The 20,304-nt window shown below is 38.4% G+C and carries 12 protein-coding genes and 1 other annotated feature; all 12 genes read left to right on the forward strand.

Annotated features, from left to right (window positions below; all coding sequences use genetic code 11):
* Positions 1-18: 18 nt before the first annotated feature.
* The 12 genes from LXO72_RS02730 to LXO72_RS02785 all read left to right on the forward strand — a co-directional run bounded on the left by LXO72_RS02730 (position 19) and on the right by LXO72_RS02785 (position 20,295).
* Positions 19-7,695, forward strand: a complete 7,677-nt coding sequence (locus LXO72_RS02730; RefSeq protein WP_233331467.1) for a CshA/CshB family fibrillar adhesin-related protein — start codon at positions 19-21, stop codon at positions 7,693-7,695.
* A gap of 148 nt (positions 7,696-7,843) precedes the next feature.
* The gene (locus LXO72_RS02735) at positions 7,844-8,356 is read left to right on the forward strand and encodes a dihydrofolate reductase (RefSeq protein ID WP_233331468.1); all 513 of its coding nucleotides are present in this window, start codon (positions 7,844-7,846) and stop codon (positions 8,354-8,356) included.
* A 210-nt stretch (positions 8,357-8,566) separates the two neighbouring features.
* On the forward strand, positions 8,567-9,799 hold the full coding sequence (gene clpX / locus LXO72_RS02740; RefSeq protein WP_233331469.1) for an ATP-dependent Clp protease ATP-binding subunit ClpX: 1,233 nt from the start codon (positions 8,567-8,569) through the stop codon (positions 9,797-9,799).
* 11 nt (positions 9,800-9,810) lie between these two features.
* Positions 9,811-10,407, forward strand: coding sequence for a ribosome biogenesis GTP-binding protein YihA/YsxC (gene yihA, locus LXO72_RS02745; protein WP_233331470.1), 597 nt, complete (start codon positions 9,811-9,813; stop codon positions 10,405-10,407).
* Positions 10,408-10,553: 146 nt separating this feature from the next.
* A complete protein-coding gene (locus LXO72_RS02750) occupies positions 10,554-11,252 on the forward strand; it encodes a glucosaminidase domain-containing protein (protein WP_411400361.1) in 699 nt (232 codons plus the stop codon).
* 191 nt (positions 11,253-11,443) lie between these two features.
* A complete protein-coding gene (locus LXO72_RS02755) occupies positions 11,444-12,241 on the forward strand; it encodes a formate/nitrite transporter family protein (protein WP_233331471.1) in 798 nt (265 codons plus the stop codon).
* Positions 12,242-12,303: 62 nt separating this feature from the next.
* Positions 12,304-12,439 (forward strand) — a sequence feature (ribosomal protein L10 leader region).
* 38 nt (positions 12,440-12,477) lie between these two features.
* Positions 12,478-12,978 (forward strand): 50S ribosomal protein L10, encoded by a 501-nt coding sequence (gene rplJ / locus LXO72_RS02760; RefSeq protein WP_233331472.1) that lies wholly within the window; start codon positions 12,478-12,480, stop codon positions 12,976-12,978.
* 76 nt (positions 12,979-13,054) lie between these two features.
* On the forward strand, positions 13,055-13,423 hold the full coding sequence (rplL, locus tag LXO72_RS02765) for a 50S ribosomal protein L7/L12 (protein ID WP_003016256.1): 369 nt from the start codon (positions 13,055-13,057) through the stop codon (positions 13,421-13,423).
* A gap of 186 nt (positions 13,424-13,609) precedes the next feature.
* The gene (locus LXO72_RS02770) at positions 13,610-16,090 is read left to right on the forward strand and encodes a type II restriction endonuclease subunit M (RefSeq protein ID WP_233331473.1); all 2,481 of its coding nucleotides are present in this window, start codon (positions 13,610-13,612) and stop codon (positions 16,088-16,090) included.
* Positions 16,083-16,970, forward strand: coding sequence for a hypothetical protein (locus LXO72_RS02775; protein WP_233331474.1), 888 nt, complete (start codon positions 16,083-16,085; stop codon positions 16,968-16,970). The genes LXO72_RS02770 and LXO72_RS02775 overlap by 8 nt, the downstream gene beginning before the upstream one ends.
* 949 nt (positions 16,971-17,919) lie before the next feature.
* Positions 17,920-18,372 carry a hypothetical protein gene (locus tag LXO72_RS02780; protein ID WP_233331475.1) on the forward strand — a complete coding sequence of 151 codons (453 nt, stop codon included), beginning with the start codon at positions 17,920-17,922 and terminating at the stop codon, positions 18,370-18,372.
* A gap of 186 nt (positions 18,373-18,558) precedes the next feature.
* Positions 18,559-20,295 (forward strand): ABC transporter ATP-binding protein, encoded by a 1,737-nt coding sequence (locus LXO72_RS02785; protein WP_233331476.1) that lies wholly within the window; start codon positions 18,559-18,561, stop codon positions 20,293-20,295.
* Positions 20,296-20,304 lie beyond the last annotated feature (9 nt).

Consider the following 20,304-nt stretch of genomic DNA (forward strand, 5'->3'; position numbering starts at 1 on the left):
AAAATTATGGAGGAAAATATGGGCAAAGATTTATTTAATGATCGCATTAGCAGATTTTCGATTCGTAAATTGAATGTCGGAGTTTGCTCTGTCCTTTTAGGAACACTCGTTATGGTTGGTACAGCATCTAGCGTAGCAGCCGAAGAAAACGCAGAGAACCCAACAACTGTTGCAAAGGCAACAGAAGAAGGGGCTCAACCTGCTACAACAACAGAAGCTGTTGCTTCTACGACAACTGAAGCACCCACTACAACAAGTGAAGCTTCAACTTCAGCTACTACTTACAAAGCTGAAGCACCAGTAACTGCTGCAGGTGCAACACCAGCAACAACTACTGAACCAACAACTGCAGCTACTACTGAAGATAAAGCGGCTGTAGCAACTCCTGCAGCAGCAGAAGCTTCAACAAACCCTAACAACAAGGCAACTGAAGCAGCTGCAACAGATAAGAAAGAAGAAGTGGCTGCAGGTGTTGCAGCTCCAGCTACTGAAACTCCTGCTGTAACAGCAGAAACTTCTGGCAAACGCCGTACTCGTCGTGCTCTCGGTGACGCAAATGATCCAAGCTTGATTGGGGATGACGTTGAAGACGCAACTTCAACTCCAAAGGTAGAAAAACCAGGTTTTACAACAGATCTTGATGCCAAATCTATGACTAGCCAGATTACTTGGTTGGACTTTGGAGATGTAGCCAACTGGACAGGGGCAAAAACAGTCAATGTTCCTAAAAATGACCAATTTCCTGATAAAGATTTAGAAGAAAAATTAGCTCTTCAAGTTGGGGCTACCTATACCAAGGAAATCATGCCTGGTTATGTAGTTACTGTAAAAGTCAAATCCTTGAAACCATTCCAAGCGACTGAAATCTATAAAAAACGGATGGAAGATCAAGGGGCTACAGCAGAAGAGAAAGCAACCTATGATCCAGATGCGAAAAACGGTTATGTAAGTAGTGGATATACTTCAAATGCTGCTAAACAAGCTTTTAACAATGGTGAAGAGGCCAAAGTCATCGCTGACCCTCAAAACGGTTGGACTGAAATTAGACAGGAAAACGTTGATACGAAAGCCAAGAAGACTACCATGGGTTCATCTATGAATGGTGGAAATATTGGAGTTCAGTTTGAAATCTCTGCAACCTTCCGCGGAAAGAAAGTTAAGCCAGCTATTGTTATGGCTGATGGGGAGTCTGCTAACCCTGGTGAATTTGTTATGTTCACTACCAACGGACAAGGTTGGCAGCACCTTGGAGAATGGAAAAAATATACTAGACCATCCACCACTGTTCCTTATGAACCACAAGATACAGAGAATCTTTTTGGTTCTAAACCTAAATATAATAACATTAACCTAAGACAACTTCGTGATTCTAATCAAGTTGGTCCAGATAAGAAGCCAGTAGCCTGGAAATACTTTGGGAATCCAGATCAAGTGACCGGTGGATTAGGGACAGGTGTCTTTGGTCCAAACATTTCAGCAGGAAATAATGCAGTTCCACTCGTGATGACACGTGGAGCATCTGAAGTGGGGCTTTATATCGCTTCAGGTGGTAAACAGTCTGCTATGCTAGGATTCTTACCACTTGATGAAGGGGATGCTCCTGAGTCATATGGTAAAGCAGTCCATACCATTGCAACTGTTGACGGTGTTACTGGAGCTAAAGTAAATCAACCGTATCTTGGTAACGTGAGTCCGGATATGGATGAGAATACGACTCTTGACTGGTTCGGTGATGATAAGGCAACTACGGCCGATGAAGGAATTGACCAATTGCTTCCAGATCAACTCAAAGGGAAAACCAATGAGATGATCAAGATGGACCGTACACGCCCAGGTAACTACAAGCTGTCAGTAGAAGCTCATACAGATGGAGCTTCAGAAGCTTATATCTACGGTTGGATAGACTTTAACCAAAATGGTACCTTTGACGAAGATGAGCGCTCTGAGCTTGCAAAAGTGACCCAAGATGGTACAGTTGAGTTGACCTTCGCAAAAAGCAAGACTTATGTCGACCCTAGCATCAAGGAATTAGGTGCTCGTGTCCGTATTGCCAAGAAAGCTACCGAGATTGAGAGCCCAACTGGTATGGCCTTCTCAGGGGAAGTAGAAGACTTCAAGACTCAAATTACGCACCCACCAAAAGGGGAACTCAAGGAGACAACTGGTGCTCAAGGTGCTAAACAAACAGCAACAGTAGCCTTTACAGCACGTGGAGAGCACAAGTATGAACGCAACTCAACTGCTATTATCGACGAAACTGTAGCACCATACATCGTAGATGCAAACGGCAACAAGGCTACTTTGAATGCAGAGGGCTACTACGTTGTACCAGGCCAAGGGAAATACAAAATTACTCCTAACGGAACTTCAGTAGATGTTGAGTTCATTCCTGAAGACCATTTCCTTGGAACTGCGGATGGTATCTCAATCCGTCGTTCAGATAACAATGGCTATGACACTGGTTGGTCGACAAAATTCCCAGACAAAGAAGCCAATGTTGATACTTTATTAAACACAATGGATGGACTTTACATCCCAACCGTTACTCCAAAGGATATGGAAGGTGAAAGTAAAACTTCAACAGATGTTCAAGGAGCTACACAAACCGGGACACCAACATTTACTGTAGTTGGAACAAAGGCGGACGAAAGCAAGATTACCGTTACTCCAAGTGCGCTATATCCTGCTAAGTTGGTAGACCCAGCAACTGGTCAACCAACAAATGCGCGTTCTGTTACGGTAGCAGGAGAAGGAACTTACACTATCAATGATACGACTGGTCAAGTGACTTTCGTTCCAGAACCTGGTTTTACAGGAACTGCGAATGGCGTGACAGTGACATTGTCTGCTCCTGTTGGTCGTGATAAGGATGGCCTAGTTCGTGATGAGTACGTTAAGACAGCGACAGCTAAGTATACACCAACTGTCACACCGATTATGGTTACTCCTACAAATAAGGTTTCTGAAGACATTCAAAATGTCCCTCAAACCCAAACACCAACTTTCGATTTGAGTAACGACAAGACTGCTCAAATTACAAGTAAGAAGTTGATTGACCCTCCAACAGGTCAACCGACAGACTCAACAACTGTAACAGTAGCAGGAGAAGGCTCTTACACCATTGATCCAACTACAGGAGCTGTAACCTTCACTCCTGAAAAAGACTTTGTCGGAACTGCTAAGGGTGTTAAGGTTCAAGCAACTGCAACTGTGACAAATGCTAAAGGTGCAACTTCAACTATTACTTCTGAAGCAAGCTACACTCCAACTGTTGTAGCAGCTGTACCAACAGCACAACCAGCTACATCTAAGGATATCCAAGGTGCGACTCAAACTGGAACACCAACCTTTGCAGGCACAACTGTTCAAGTCAACGATCAAGATAAGGCTATTACCATTAAAGACAATAGCTATAAACTCTTGGATAAAGATGGCAACGAAGTGAACGGGACAACACCAGCCTATGCGGGAGATGGTACAACTGTTATCGGTAACTTCTCAATCGATCCAGCAACTGGCCAAGTTACTTTCACACCAACTGATAAATCTTATACAGGTAAAGTAACGCCAGTTAAGGTTCAAGCTGAGAGCTCAAACGGAATCAAGGTTGATACAACTTACACTCCAGAGATTGTTCCAGTAACACCAACTGCAACACCAGCAGAAACAAAAGACATCCAAGGTGCCACTCAAACAGGTAAGCCTGAATTCAAGGGTGGTACAGTTGAAGTTAACGGTGTTGAAAAGACTGTTGAAATCAACGAAGATGTTCCAGCGAAATTTGATGACGGTTCAACAACTAAGACAGTAGAAGGTGTTGGTACTTACACAGTAGCTCCAGATGGAACAGTAACATTTGTACCAGAAAAATCATTTGTCGGAACTGCACCAGCTGTAACCGTTGTCCGTGAAGATAAGAACGGAACTAAAGCCTCTGCGACCTACACACCAACTGTAACTCCTGTTAAACCAACTGCTACACCAGCAGAAACAACAGATATTCAAGGTGCCACTCAAACAGGTAAACCTGTATTTACTGAAGGCGATAGCCGTGTGCCAATCAACGAAGATGTTCCAGCAACATTCGACGATGGATCAACCACTAAGACAGTAGAAGGTGTTGGTACATACACAGTAGCAGCAGACGGTACTGTTACATTTGTACCAGAAAAATCATTTGTCGGAACTGCACCAGCCGTGACAGTTGTCCGCGAAGATAAGAACGGAACAAAAGCATCTGCAACCTACACACCAACTGTAACTCCTGTTAAACCAACTGCTACACCAGCAGAAACAACAGATATTCAAGGTGCCACTCAAACAGGTAAACCTGAATTTACTGCAGGTGATAGCCGTGTACCAATCAACAAGGATGTTCCAGCAACATTCGACGACGGTTCAACAACGAAGACCGTTGAAGGTGTTGGGACATACACAGTAGCAGCAGACGGTACAGTTACATTTGTACCAGAAAAATCATTCGTCGGAACTGCACCAGCAGTGACAGTTGTCCGTGAAGATAAGAACGGAACAAAAGCTTCTGCAACTTATACACCAACTGTAACTCCTGTAACACCAACAGCTGAAGATGTGACTTCAACTGATAAACAAGGTCAAACACAAACAGGAACACCAACCTTTACACCAGGTAACCCAAGTGTACCAATGGATGATGAAGTCCCTGCAACCTTTGAAGATGGCTCAACAACTAAGACAGTTGAAGGAGAAGGAACTTACACAGTAGCTCCAGATGGAACTGTTACTTTCGTACCAGAAAAATCATTCACAGGAACAGGTACAGGCGTAACTGTGAAACGTGTTGATAAGAACGGTACACCAGTTACAGCTAAGTACACACCAACTGTAACTCCAGTAACACCAACTGCAACTCCAGCAGAATCAGAAGCACCTCAAGGTGTGGTTCAAACTGGAACTGTAACCTTCACAGAAGGTGACCCAGTTGCACCAATCGACAAGGATACCATTACTCTTCTTGACGAAAATGGCCAACCAGCAGAATCTGTAGTTGCTAAGTCACCAGAAGGTAAAGAAATCGGTACTTTCACAGTCGATAAAGAAACAGGTGTTGTAACCTTCACACCGACTGATAAATCTTACTCAGGTGAAGTCGTTCCAGTTAAGGTTCAAGCTAAAGATGCTAACGGAACAGCTGTAGAAACAACCTACACACCTAAGATTACTCCAGTCGTACCAACTGCTGAACCTGCAACTTCTACAGATATTCAAGGTGCTACTCAAACAGGAAAACCAACCTTCACAGAAGGTAACCCTGCAGTACCAATGGATGATGATGTGCCAGCAACCTTTGAAGATGGTTCAACTACGAAGACCATTCCAGGTGAAGGAACTTACACAGTTGCTCCAGACGGAACAGTAACCTTCGTACCAGAAAAATCATTCACAGGAACAGGTACAGGCGTAACAGTGAAACGTGTTGATAAGAACGGTACTCCAGTTACTGCAACTTACACACCAACTGTAACACCAGTAATTCCAACTGCTGAACCTGCAACTTCAACTGACAAGCAAGGTCAAACCCAAACAGGCAAACCAACCTTCACAGCAGGTCATGAAAATGTTCCTATGAACGATGCAGTTCCTGCAACCTTTGAAGATGGTTCAACTACCAAAGAAGTTCTTGGTGTTGGTATCTACACAGTAGCAGCGGATGGTACTGTAACCTTCACACCAGACCCACGCTTTGTTGGCGAAGCACCTGCAGTCACAGTTGTTCGTGAAGATATGAACGGAACAAAAGCTTCTGCAACTTACACACCAACTGTAACTCCAATTACTCCAACAGCAGAACCAGCTACATCAGAAGCACCTCAAGGAATTGTTCAAACAGGCAAACCAACCTTCACAGAAGGTGATCCAATTGCACCAATGAACCCTTCAACCTTGAAACTTTACGATGATTCTGGTAACCCAACTGATCAATTGGATGCCTTCTCACCTGCAGGAGATATCATCGGTATCTTCACTGTAGATAAAGAGAAAGGTGAAGTGATCTTCACTCCAACTAACAAAGCATACTCAGGTGAAGTTCTTCCGGTAGGTGTTTCAATGGAAGATGCAAATGGTACCTTTGCACGTACAACTTACACACCTTTCATCACTCCAGTAGTTCCAACAGCAGAACCAGCTACATCAACTGATATCCAAGGTGCTACACAAACAGGTAAACCAACCTTCACAGAAGGAAATCCTGCAGTACCAATGGACGATGAAGTACCTGCAACATTCGTTGATGGTTCAACGACTAAGGTTGTTCCAGGTGAAGGAACTTACACAGTTGCCCCAGACGGAACAGTAACCTTCGTACCAGAGAAATCATTTGTCGGAACTGCATCAGGTATCGTGGTTCAACGTCAAGATAAGAATGGTACAGTTGTGAAAGCAATGTACACGCCAACAGTAACACCGGTAACACCAACAGCTACTCCAGCAGTATCTACAGATGTACAAGGTGCAACTCAAACAGGTAAACCTGAATTCACTGAAGGTGACAGCCGAGTACCATTGAACGATGAAGTTCCAGCAACATTTGACGATGGTTCAACTACTAAGACAGTTGAAGGTGTTGGTACTTATACTGTTGCCCCAGACGGAACAGTAACCTTCGTACCAGAGAAATCATTTGTCGGAACTGCACCAGCAGTGACAGTGGTTCGTGAAGATGTGAACGGAACCAAAGCTTCTGCAACATACACGCCAACTGTAACTCCTGTGACTCCAACAGCTGAGCCAGCAACATCAACAGACATCCAAGGTCAAACACAATCTGGTAAACCAACCTTCACTCCTGGTAACCCAAGTGTGCCAATGGATGATGAGGTTCCAGCAACCTTCGAAGATGGTTCAACAACTAAGGTTATTCCAGGTGAAGGAACTTATACAGTTGCTCCAGATGGTACTGTAACCTTCGTACCAGAGAAATCATTCACAGGAACAGGTACAGGCGTAACTGTCAAACGTGTTGATAAGAACGGTACACCAGTAACAGCTAAGTACACACCAACAGTAACACCAGTTGCTCCAACAGGTGAACCAGTTACTTCAATTGGTAAGAAGGGTGCTACTCAAACAGGTAAACCAAGCTTCACAGAAGGTGATAGCCGTGTACCAATGAATGACGAAGTTCCAGCAACCTTTGAAGATGGTTCAACTACGAAGACAATTCCTGGTGTTGGTACTTACACAGTAGCAGCAGACGGAACAGTAACCTTCACTCCAGAACCTGAATTTACAGGAACTGCACCAGCAGTGACAGTAGTTCGTGAAGATGTGAACGGAACAAAAGCTTCTGCAACTTACACACCAACTGTCTTGCCAGTAACAACATTCGTTGACGAAAATGGAAAAGAAATTCCAGGCTTCCCAACTGAAGATGGTGAACAACCTAAGAAAGACATTCCTGGCTATGAGTTCGTGAAGACTGTTGTAGATGCAAATGGTAATACACAACACATCTACAAACAAGTTGTAACACCTGCTCCAGAAACTCCTTCAACTCCAGAAACTAAGGAAGTTGCATTCATCAATCCAACTGATGAAAAAGTAGTTCTTCCTAAGACTGGTACAGAGGAAAGTTCAAAAACTGGTCTTGCTATTCTTAGCGCATTGACAGGTCTCTCATTATTCGGACTTGCTAAACGCAAAAAAGAAGACTAAGATCTAGGATTTGTCTCATCAAAACCGCGAGAAATCGCGGTTTTTTTGACGAAAAAATAGGAAGTTTTGCTCCTGGAACCAATAGCTGGAAACTGTCTTTTCTAGAAAAATTTGATAAAATAGAAGTATCAGTGTAAAGGATGTAAGAATGAGTAAGAAAGTAATTGGTATTTGGGCTCAGACAAAGAATGGAGTGATTGGCAAGGATCAGGTCATGCCTTGGCATTTACCAGCTGAATTGCAGCACTTCAAACAAACGACAACGGGGCATGCGATCCTTATGGGGAGAGTTACCTACGAAGGATTAAACAAACGCGTCCTTCCAAATCGGACCAATATCATTCTCTCTAGAGATGACAAGTATGATGTAGAGAATGAAAAGGTCTTGTTAAAAACCTCCGTAGAGGACGTTTTAGACTGGTATAAGGATCAGGATCAGTCGCTCTTTGTTATCGGTGGGGAGAAGGTAATTCGCCTTTTCGAGCCTTATCTAGAAGAGCTCTACCAGACTGTCATCGATGCTCAATTGGAAGGAGATACGTATTTCCCAGAAGACTTCCATTGGGATCAGTTCCAGATACTAGACGAGCGGACGATTGAAAAAGACGAAAAAAATCCTTACGACTTTACTATTAGACATTTTGAAAGAAAGGAAGACTAGTTCATGGAACGTAGTATCTTTGGCTTTTTTACAGCTGTTTTATGCGTGATTTGCCTGGTATGTGCTTCCCAGACTCTTCGGAAAAAGCGCTATGGCTTAGCCACCCTCTTCTTATTAAATGCCTTTACCAATCTTGTGAATTCGATTCACGCCTTTTATATGACTTTATTTAAATAAATTACAAACAGACTTTAGAATCGGGAGAAGAAAATGCCTACAAATCAATCAAATGATATGATGGTTTATTGTTCGTTTTGTGGTAAGAACCAAGACGAAGTACAGAAGATTATCGCTGGGAACAATGCCTTTATCTGTAATGAATGTGTTGAGTTAGCTCAAGAAATCATTCGCGAAGAACTAGCTGAGGAAGTCTTGGCAGACCTTTCAGAGGTTCCAAAACCAATTGAACTCCTCAATATCCTTAACCACTATGTCATCGGTCAGGATCGTGCTAAACGAGCCCTCGCAGTAGCAGTCTATAATCACTACAAACGGATTAACTTCCACGAAAATCGTGAAGAAGACAATGATGTAGATCTCCAAAAATCAAACATTTTAATGGTAGGTCCTACTGGTTCAGGAAAAACTTTCTTGGCTCAAACACTCGCTAAGAGCTTGAACGTACCATTTGCCATTGCAGATGCGACAGCCTTGACAGAAGCAGGTTACGTTGGAGAAGATGTTGAAAACATCCTTCTGAAGCTCTTGCAAGCTGCTGACTTCAATATTGAACGTGCAGAGCGTGGCATCATCTATGTAGATGAAATCGATAAGATTGCTAAGAAGAGTGAAAACGTCTCTATCACCCGCGATGTATCTGGTGAAGGGGTTCAACAGGCTCTCTTGAAGATCATCGAAGGAACTGTGGCCAGTGTGCCACCTCAAGGCGGACGCAAGCACCCACAACAAGAAATGATCCAAGTTGATACCAAGAACATCCTCTTCATCGTCGGTGGAGCCTTTGATGGGATCGAAGAAATCGTGAAGCAACGTCTGGGTGAAAAGATTATCGGATTTGGTCAAAATAACAAAGCCATTGATGAATCCAGCTCTTATATGCAAGAAATCATTGCAGAAGATATCCAAAAATTCGGTATTATCCCTGAGTTAATCGGTCGTCTTCCAGTTCTTGCTGCATTAGAGCAATTGACAGTGGATGACTTGGTTCGTATTTTGAAAGAACCAAAAAACGCCTTGGTGAAACAATACCAAGCTCTATTATCCTTTGACGACGTTGAATTGGAATTTGAAGACGAAGCACTGGAAGAAATTGCAAGCAAGGCCATCGAACGCAAGACTGGTGCTCGCGGACTACGCTCCATCATCGAAGAAACTATGTTGGATGTGATGTTTGAAGTTCCAAGTCAAGAAGACGTTAAATTGGTTCGGATCACCAAAGAAGCAGTTAACGGAACTGAAAAACCAATTTTAGAAACTGCCTAGAAAGAAATTCTATGAAAGTAAATACTCATAATGCGGATATTCTCTTGAGCGCTACCAATAAAAGCCATTATCCTCAAGATGATATCCCAGAAGTTGCACTTGCCGGTCGATCAAATGTCGGCAAGTCTTCTTTTATTAATACCATGCTAAATCGCAAGAACTTGGCCCGTACATCTGGAAAACCAGGAAAAACACAATTATTAAACTTTTTTAATATCGATGACAAACTTCGTTTTGTCGATGTACCTGGCTATGGATATGCTCGTGTTTCCAAAAAAGAACGCGAGAAATGGGGCAAGATGATTGAAGAATATCTGACAACGAGAGAAAATTTAAGAGCGGTTGTCAGCTTAGTTGACCTTCGTCATGAACCCTCGGCAGATGATGTCCAAATGTACGAGTTTTTAAAATATTACGAGATCCCTGTTATCTTGGTTGCGACCAAAGCCGACAAAATTCCAAGAGGAAAATGGAACAAGCATGAATCCATGATCAAGAAGAAGCTGGATTTTGATAAAACAGATACCTTTATCATCTTCTCATCGGTCAATAAAACTGGAGTAGAAGAAGCTTGGGACGCAATTTTCGACTATAGTTTTTCGGAATAAATCGTATTATTACTAACCTGTTATTTATTTGTTTGATTTATCTCGATATTGTAATTAAAATGTAATATTGAACTCAACAATTATATGCTTTTCTGTGCTATAATCATCTTAAAGAGTTTTCATTAAAACATTAGGAGATTATCACATTGAAAAAATTACTAAATAAATCGAAATTGATTGGATCCTTAGTAGCTCTGGTAGCTGCAGGAACAGTAGCGGCAGCCATGAGTGAGCACGTAGGAAACGTTGGAGCTAATGATGAAGCATATTCTCAATATGCAGATCCAACAGAAGCCTTCATCTCACAAATCGGTGAATCTGCTCGCCAACTTGGTCAAGAAAATGACCTGTATGCATCTGTTATGATTGCTCAAGCCATCTTAGAAAGTGGTGCTGGTCAATCTGGTTTGTCATCTTATCCACATTACAACCTTTTTGGTATTAAAGGGAGCTATGCTGGTCAATCAGCAGTGATGCAAACATGGGAAGATGATGGAGCTGGCAATGCCTATACTATCAACGATGCTTTCCGTTCATACCCTAGCTACTATGAATCATTGCAAGACTATGTTGCTGTTTTGAAACAAGGTCACTTTGCTGGCGCTTGGAAGAGCAATACAACTAGCTATCAGGATGCAACAGCTGCTTTAACGGGTGTCTATGCTACTGATACCAGTTACTATGCAAAATTGAACCACATCATTGAAACTTACAACCTTACTCAGTATGATTCACCAAGTGTGTATGGTGGCTATGAAGGTACTGTCTACAATCCTTATCGCCAACAATATACAACACAAGAAATCTTGAACTTGGATATCGCTTGGGCGAATCGTTTCTTATAAGATATGATTTAAATTGAATTTTAAACAGACTGTCAAAGTCTGTTTTTCTATTTTATCGTTTTAAATCGATTTATTTATTTTTCTTGTGGGACTCAGGATTTTTACTTTAAATTTTTCTGAAAACCTTTTCAGAAAGTCTATTCTATGATATAATGAAGAAGTTCACAAATTCAATATATAAGGAGATTCAGATGGGAGAATCAAATTTTGTTCTTAAGGTAGAAGCAGCATGTCAGAAGAAGGAAGAATTATATACGGCTTCTAAAGCTCGTTATGCGGTTCGCTCTATGTTCGCGGGTGCGTTTTTGACAATGAGTACTGCAGTAGGGATTGTGGGGGCAGATCTTCTCAACACTTTCTTGCCAGGTTCTGGTCGTTTCTTATTCCCATTTATTTTTGCGTGGGGTTTGGTTTATTTACTATTCTTAAATAGTGAGTTAACGACTTCCAATATGATGTACCTGACAGCCGGTGTTTATTTAAAGAAGATTAATTGGAAGAAAGCTTTAGAAATTTTACTCTATTGTACGTTCTTTAATCTGGTTGGTGCTTTGTTCCTCGCATTCCTCTTTAGTCAGACAAGTGCTTTTGCAAATCTGAATCCAAAAGGCTTCCTTGGTTCGGTTGTAGAGATGAAGTTGCAACGTTCTAATCAATTGGTTTTCTTTGAAGGGGTTGTTGCCAACATCTTTGTTAATATAGCTATTTTGTCCTATTTATTCTTTAAAGATGAAACAGCGAAAGTTCTGATGGCTTTGTCGGCTATTTATATGTTTGTTTTCCTTACCAATGAACACATCGCAGCGAACTTTGCTTCTTTCTCATTAGCTACTTTTAATTCTATTTCTAAAGATTTGCCTCACTTAGAGTTCTTCAATGTTCTTCGTCATTACGCTGTCACCTTTGTAGGTAACTCGGTAGGAGGAGGAGTGATCATGGGCTTGGCATATGCATGGCTCAATCGTACTAAGACTATCTATAAAGATTAACTATTTTTAAAAAAAGTTTGCAAAAATACTTGCATTCTTTTTTTTTATGTGATAAACTAAATAACGGTTTGAAAAAACTGCCTAAGACAGTAGGGGAGCTCGACTCATAAAGATCCTACCGAGGACAAAACGTATCATGTAAAAAGAAGCGTATTGTACTTTCGTGTCTAGGTTTGGGCGCGTTTTTCTTTTGGAAAAATTCCCCAAGCAAAATAATTACGGAGGTGAACACACTAATGAGTGAAGCAATTATTGCTAAAAAAGCGGAGCTAGTTGATGTAGTAGCTGAAAAAATGAAAGCTGCTGCTTCTATCGTCGTTGTTGACGCTCGTGGTTTGACAGTTGACCAAGATACAGTTCTTCGTCGTGAGCTTCGTGGAAGCGAAGTTGAGTACAAAGTTATTAAAAACTCAATCTTACGTCGTGCAGCTGAAAAAGCTGGCCTTGAAGATCTTGCATCTGTGTTTGTTGGACCATCTGCTGTAGCATTTTCTAACGAAGATGTTATTGCACCAGCGAAAATCTTGAACGATTTTGCTAAAACTGCTGACGCACTTGAAATCAAGGGTGGTGCAATCGAAGGCGCTGTCGCATCAAAAGAAGAGATCCTTGCTCTTGCAACTCTTCCAAACCGCGAAGGACTTCTTTCTATGCTCCTTTCTGTACTTCAAGCGCCAGTGCGCAACGTTGCTCTTGCAGTCAAAGCGGTTGCAGACAACAAAGAAGACGCAGCTTAATCTTAAGCTACGCAGCGTAGCCTAGCTACAAAAAATAAAAACATAAAATATAAAAACTTATTTGGAGGAAATAACAATGGCATTGAACATTGAAAACATTATTGCTGAAATTAAAGAAGCTTCAATCCTTGAATTGAACGACCTTGTAAAAGCTATCGAAGAAGAATTTGGTGTAACTGCAGCTGCTCCTGTAGCTGTTGCTGCAGCTGGTGCTGCTGACGCTGGTGCTGCTAAAGATTCATTCGATATCGAATTGACATCTGCAGGCGACAAGAAAGTCGGCGTTATCAAAGTTGTACGTGAAATCACTGGTCTTGGTCTTAAAGAAGCTAAAGAACTTGTTGATGGTGCACCTGGCGTTATCAAAGAAGGTGTTGCTACAGCTGAAGCTGAAGAAATCAAAGCTAAATTGGAAGAAGCTGGAGCTTCAGTTACTCTTAAATAATAAGAGTAGACAATTTCATTGCGAAATTCCAGCATAGCAAGGTTTTGCGTAATGTCAAATAGCGAAAATATGGTGGAAAATGATTTCATTCCCCACCTAAACCCCACCAAACATTTGTTTGGTGGGGTTTTCTTTATTTTTTTTGATATAATGAATATCTTAGTTATTAAATTTTAGTATTGTTTTATGTCTAATTTATTTTTTTTAGAAACACGGGTAAAAGAAATGAAATCACCAATATACTGGAGTATTAGAAATAAAATATTAAATTTTATTTTTTATATAAAAAAAATACGTTTAAAAATAAATAGTAAATGGCAATTATCCAAAGAATATAAATCTTTTAGAAATATTCTTTTTGCAAGATTTATCTCTGGTGCAATAAAAGGACTTGTTTTAGCTTTGCTTTTAGGGATAGTTGATAGAATTCTTCTAAATTTTAGTGTAACAACGATAATAGAAAGTAATCTATTAGGAGATGTTATTTTGGGGGAACTAGGTGTTGCTGGTGTAATTTTAGGTTTGTATTGTTCTAATATTTCAAGTGTATATTCCACAAGATATGCTAATGCACCTGAAAAAATTGCAATCGCTTTTCAATATGATCATTTGACTGTTAGGAGTTTAGATGTAATTAGTAGTTTTATTATTTATGGAACAATTATACTAGTTGAATTATTATTGAATTTTAAAGTTAGTTGGGCAACTGTTTCAGTATTGATAATATGGTCTATACTTGTAGTTATATACTTTGGAATTACAGGGAATAGAATTTATCAGTTATCTGATGTTTTTAGATTATCAGATGATGCACATTTATATTTAGAAAGAGTGATTTCAAAAAATCTTAAACATAAAATATACGTTAGTGATAATAGCTATCAGGCTTATTTTAGAAAAGTTACTTCAAATAGAATTGAGTTACTAAAAATAATTCAAAAATATGGTTGCAATCCGGACATAGCCGATAATTCTTCTGTATTTAATTTTATGTGTAAAAATTTAGGACTAATAAATAAATATTGGTCAATTAAACAGGGTTTACCAAAGGATTCACTCTGGTTTAGAAAAAAAACTAAATATCAACAATGGCATTTAGCAGATAATATAGAGGTATTAGTAGCATTAAATAAGAGAACGCCGTTAAGTACAAAAGAAGAAGAAGATATTTATTGGTTTGAAAATGAATTGATGACTATAAACAAGACATGTGTAAACTACTTGATAAAAGAAAAAGATTTTGAAACTGTATACAGTTATTTAGTTGTATTAGATAAAATTTGTCAATCTGCAATTAAATACAAAGAAGCGAGCTATTACCTAGAACATATAGACTGGATAAATAACATTATTCAAAATTCTATTGAAATTCAAAATAAGGAAGAAAATATTTCCTTTATTGCAGTTATTGAATATATTTCTGTTCTATATTTAAATATCATTTTAGAATCAAGAGATTATTTTAAGACACTTGACATTGATAAAATAAGTAAAGCTGTTATAGATGGAATTGATACTGGAAAGTCATTTAATTCTATAGAGACTATTCGAGGTAGAAGAGATATAGATATTTTTAAAAAAATATTGTTAGAGATTAATGTCGAGAAGCAACGTATTACTCCTGTTTGGTTGATCAAGCAATATGTAGCTAAGGAAGAATTTGATTATGTAAATTTATTATATGATGTAGTAAAAGAAGGAATTGAACATATATATTTCTTAAGTAATATTATTTTTGAGAACAAAATGTATTATGAATCTTGTATTTTAATCTCTAAATTTTATAAGTACGAATCTGAGTTGACAATTTTTTTAGAATTTGCAAAACAATTGGAGATTAAACTATTTAGTTGTCATATTGATTCTGAAGATTCATGGGAAGAGAGTAGATTGGATGAATTAAAAGAAAAATTTAGAGAAATCAAACAAGACATTCCAGAAATGTATAGAAAATGTTCAAGCATTTTTACTGTAAAAAATTTGGATAGAGAAGGAGAATTTCCTGACTTTTTAGGAGAATGCTTTAATCAAATCTCAAGAGATACTATTGAAGCTATTGTAAATTTAGATAAAAAACAATTTAAAAAGAATTTTGAAATTATTACTCAGATAATGCCTTTATATCAAGAATATATTAGATTATATTTTAATAAAAATAAAAATCTGTATAGGAAAGAATATATTAATTATATGATTGCTTGTCCGATTGTTGAATGGGCTCAGCTTGGTGGTCTTGGTATAATATGGGGTGAATTTTTTAATGATAAAGAATGGAGTGAAATTGTTAAAGAAACTTCCGAAATATTCTTTCAAAATAACAATGAAGAAAATTCAAAAGAGCTTGCAATTCAGTATACGGAATATGTGAATTTAAGAAATCAGCTAAGGTACTTTATGAACTCAAGAGATCTCATAGCAAATAATTGGAATGACTATGTTGTAAAAGCAATAATAAATACTGCTAATATAGAAACTGAAAACACAATGTTTGGAACGAAAATTAAAACTGATAGCAAATTAATAAGAGTATTTTGCCCTAGTATTTTGGATGATGGATTCAGAACAAATCCTTCAGAATTATTCTGGGTTATCTGCATTAATCCTCTAGTCCCTGAAGAAAAGAGGTTTCATTCTAGTTTTTCGTGGGAGAAAAAATTAAATGATTAAGGATATAAAAGTAAGTAAAAAAATTGAAAAGTTATATAAACAACCCGAAGAAGGTTTGTATTTACAACTAATTTGTAGAGAATTATTTTCTGGGTACGATATTTCCTTAAATGACGACCAGCAAAGAGGAGGAGATTTTTATAAAATTACACCGAATGACTCTGAAATTGTTAAATTATTCAATAAATCTTCCACATATTGTTTTTCCTACGATTTTGGAAAAATTATAGATAGAGTTCTGTACAGTATGGCTATTTATGGCAAGGCATACATTTTTATAAAACCAGAATATGAAGAGCAAATCGATAAACAAGGCAACACGTCTAAAATCATCAGTTCTATATATATTAGTGAAGTTAAGGGAATATTGAAGAAAAATAAATTTTTTTATAAGATAGGAAGGAATGAAATTTCTGAGTCTGATATCAACGAAGGTACGTTAATCACTTTTAACTTAAGAGAAATAGGTTTTAAAAAGAATCATTTTACAAAGCTTGCAAAACAGGCTGAAAAATATAATACAACATCTAAATCACTAGAATTAATAAAAAAAGTACCAACATATAATTTTAGCGTTCATAGAGATAAAAACACTAAATTATTGCTTAGAAAAATGAGAGGTTTAGGTCTTAACTTTTCTTTAGATGACCTATCAGATAGTTATATACTGTATAATGAAATTCAGAGAAAACTATTCCAGAAAAAACTGCTTCAATATATACTTGATAAAATTAATAAATCATTGGTATCAAATTATATACATAACAAAAAATTCAAAATAGAAGCAACTATGAAAAACATAAATTATGAGGAATCATGGGAAAAATTCCAACGAGGAGAACTCACGCGCTCTGAGTTAAGAAAGATTGTATGGGACTAATATATATTTAATCTAACTTTAAATAAAAATTATTTTTAAATAATGAGATAATTTCATCTAAAAAAATGTAATCGTGATATTAAAAAAGAATGAGATTATAATATAAAATCTAAGCATAATAATTTATGAATTATTTAAAGCAATAAATTGCTCTATTAGTTATGGATTTGTTTAATCTGTCTGAAGAAGAGAAGCAAATCATAAAGGAGTTCGAAGTCTAATTTTATTTAAGAAAGGTATCTTATGATAGATTTTGAAAAGTCTCTAATACCTACTATAGCCCTTAGATTCAAAAATTCGAGTTAATGGTGGGAGAAAATTAAAACCAGAGATTATTTCATATGGTCAAAAATCGGCGATATTAAAGCTAGAAAAAGAAGGAGTTCCTGCAAGTGGAAACTTTGCATCAGATAGACTATTAGGAGATTGCTCTGACTATTTTAATGAAACTAAAGAATATTTAATTTTTGGAAATCAAAAAGAAATATATAATCAGCTATCTGGATTGTTCTTTCTTATTTTTTTACATTTAATATCTAATAAAGATGTTAATTATGCTAATACGTTTAAGACTCAAGGTGAACCAGATAAAAAAATATTAAAAGCTATGGAAGAAATTTTTTATATTTTTGGTGATTTTGGAAGATGGTTTAAAATTAAACATATTGAAAAATAATCTGATTCTGACAAAATTATAGATTTTGAATCAATGTTCTTTATTTTTTGGTTATTATCAGGTAATACTTTAGTTTCATCGTTTAAAAGTGATGTCATTCCTAAAATAATTGATGAATCCGGAAATGATAAATTTATTTTCACGAAAATTAATACTAGAGTATTTCCTCCAACGAATATTCTTCTACTTTTCAAGTTCTTACTAATTTATTATGTTGTTAGACTTCTATTTTTTTGATAAAATAGTTCCTATAAACAAAAAAGTAGATTTCTGATGAAATACTTTAAACGTCTTGTCTTTGCTGCTTTGTTGGCAGTTGGTGCGGTTTTCCTTGTAGCTTGTGGCTCTATAACTAGAGATAATGGGAAATATGTCTATAAAGCTGAGAAGGATCAAATTAAAAGTATCCTTAAAAAGCAAGGGGCTACTGAAGAGCAACTTGAGCAGGTCATTGATCAATTATCATTGACAATGACAATTGAAATTAAAGATACAAAAGCTAAGATGATTATCAAAATGGATGCTCTTGGTGAAAGCAAAGAGAAAACAATTGACCTGAAAGCTGATCAAAAATCTAAAACTCTTGAATCAGCAGAAGGTGGTAAAGATAAAGTCAAGTATAAGGTTGATGGTGATGTTTTAACTTTGGATGTAAAAGAAGCGGATTCTACTGATAGTGAAGTTTTTGCTTTCTTCAAAGATGCAAAATTCAAACGTCAAAAATAATCGTATCTAGAGGGGATAGCGGAGGCTATCCTCTTTTTTATTCTTTGCTTTTCATCAACTCTTTTCCTTGCTAGCCTAGGGTGGATCTGATATAATAGGGATGAATTGGAGGAGGCTTGCATGCTTTCTAAAATAGCTTAAAAAGTACTTGAGGGTGCTTTTTTATTGTATAGGGAGGAGAAAGGTATGGGATATATTTGGTCCTATTTGAGAAAATATCCAAAATGGTTGTGTTTGAATTTTACAGCAGCCATCTTTTTTGTGATTGTCAACCTAGGCTTGCCAACTGTTCTAGCCCGTATGATTGATGAGGGGATCAATCCGAGAGATATGGAGCGGGTTTATTTTTGGGCCTGGGTTATGTTCGGTGTGATCATCGTCGGGATTCTAGGTCGAATCGTTCTGGCCTATGCCGTTGGGAAGATTACTACAACCATGGTCATGGATATGCGAAATGATCTTTATGAGAAGCTTCAGGAATATTCCCACCACGAGTATGAGAAGATTGGGGTTTCTTCCTTGGTGACGCGGATGACGTCTGATGCCTTCGTCTTGATGCAGTTTTCTGATCAGATGTTGAAGCTTGGTGTCATCACCCCTATCATGATGCTGTCCAGTATCCTGTTGATTTTACAGACAAGTCCATCGCTTGCCTGGATTGTGGCGATTTCGATGCCATTTTTGGCGGTGGTCGTCTGGTATGTAGCTATCAAGACCAAGCCTTTGTCAGAGAAGCAGCAGGAAACCTTGGATAAGCTCAATCAATATGCGCGCGAAAATCTCACAGGACTCCGTGTAATTCGTGCTTTTGCGCGTGAGGAATTCCAAGAGGAAAAGTTTGGCCAAGCCAATGCAGTCTATGCGGACAACTCCAATAGACTCTTTAAATTGACCGGCTTGACGGAGCCGCTCTTTGTTCAAATCATCATCGCCATGATTGTAGCTATTGTATGGTTCGCCTTGGATCCTCTAGGGGATGGAAGTTTAGAAATTGGGAATCTTGTCGCATTTATCGAATACAGTTTCCACGCCTTGCTTTCTTTTCTTTTCCTAGCTAATCTCTTTACCATGTACCCACGGACAGCTGTCTCCAGTCATCGTTTGAAAGAAATCATGGATATGCCGATTTCTATTGATCCAAATGAAAATGGAGTTACTGAGACAGAAACCAAGGGTTATTTAGAGTTTGACAATGTAACCTTCGCCTATCCTGGTGAGACAGAAAGTCCAGTCCTTCATAATATTTCCTTTAAGGCTAAACCGGGTGAAACCATCGCCTTTATCGGATCGACCGGTTCTGGGAAATCCTCACTCGTTCGGCTCATTCCTCGATTCTATGATGTCACCTTGGGGAAAATCTTGGTCGATGGCGTGGATGTGCGTGATTTTAACGTTAAAGCCTTGCGCCATAAGATTGGCTTCATTCCACAGAAGGCCTTGCTCTTCACAGGGACCATCGCTGAAAACATCCGTTATGGCAAGGAAGATGCAAGTATTGAAGAACTAGATAAGGCAGCAGATGTAGCCCAAGCCAAGGAGTTTATCGAAAGCAAAGAAGAGCAGTTTGACACTCATTTAGCTGAAGGGGGAAGCAACCTTTCTGGAGGTCAAAAGCAACGTCTATCCATTGCGCGTGCAGTTGTTAAGGAACCAGATATCTATATCTTTGATGATTCCTTCTCTGCTCTTGACTACAAGACAGATGCTACACTGAGAAAACGTCTAAAAGAAGTAACTGGAGATGCGACCGTCTTGATTGTAGCCCAGCGGGTTGGGACCATTATGGATGCGGATCAAATCATTGTCTTGGATCATGGAGAAATCGTCGGTCGTGGAACCCACGAGGAACTCCTAGCAACCAATGAAATCTACAGTGAGATTGCTCGCTCTCAGTTGAACAATCAATCATTAACAGAAGAATAGGAGGGAGGA

The organism is Streptococcus sp. XMC (genome assembly GCF_021341835.1).
Taxonomy (GTDB): Bacteria; Bacillota; Bacilli; order Lactobacillales; family Streptococcaceae; genus Streptococcus.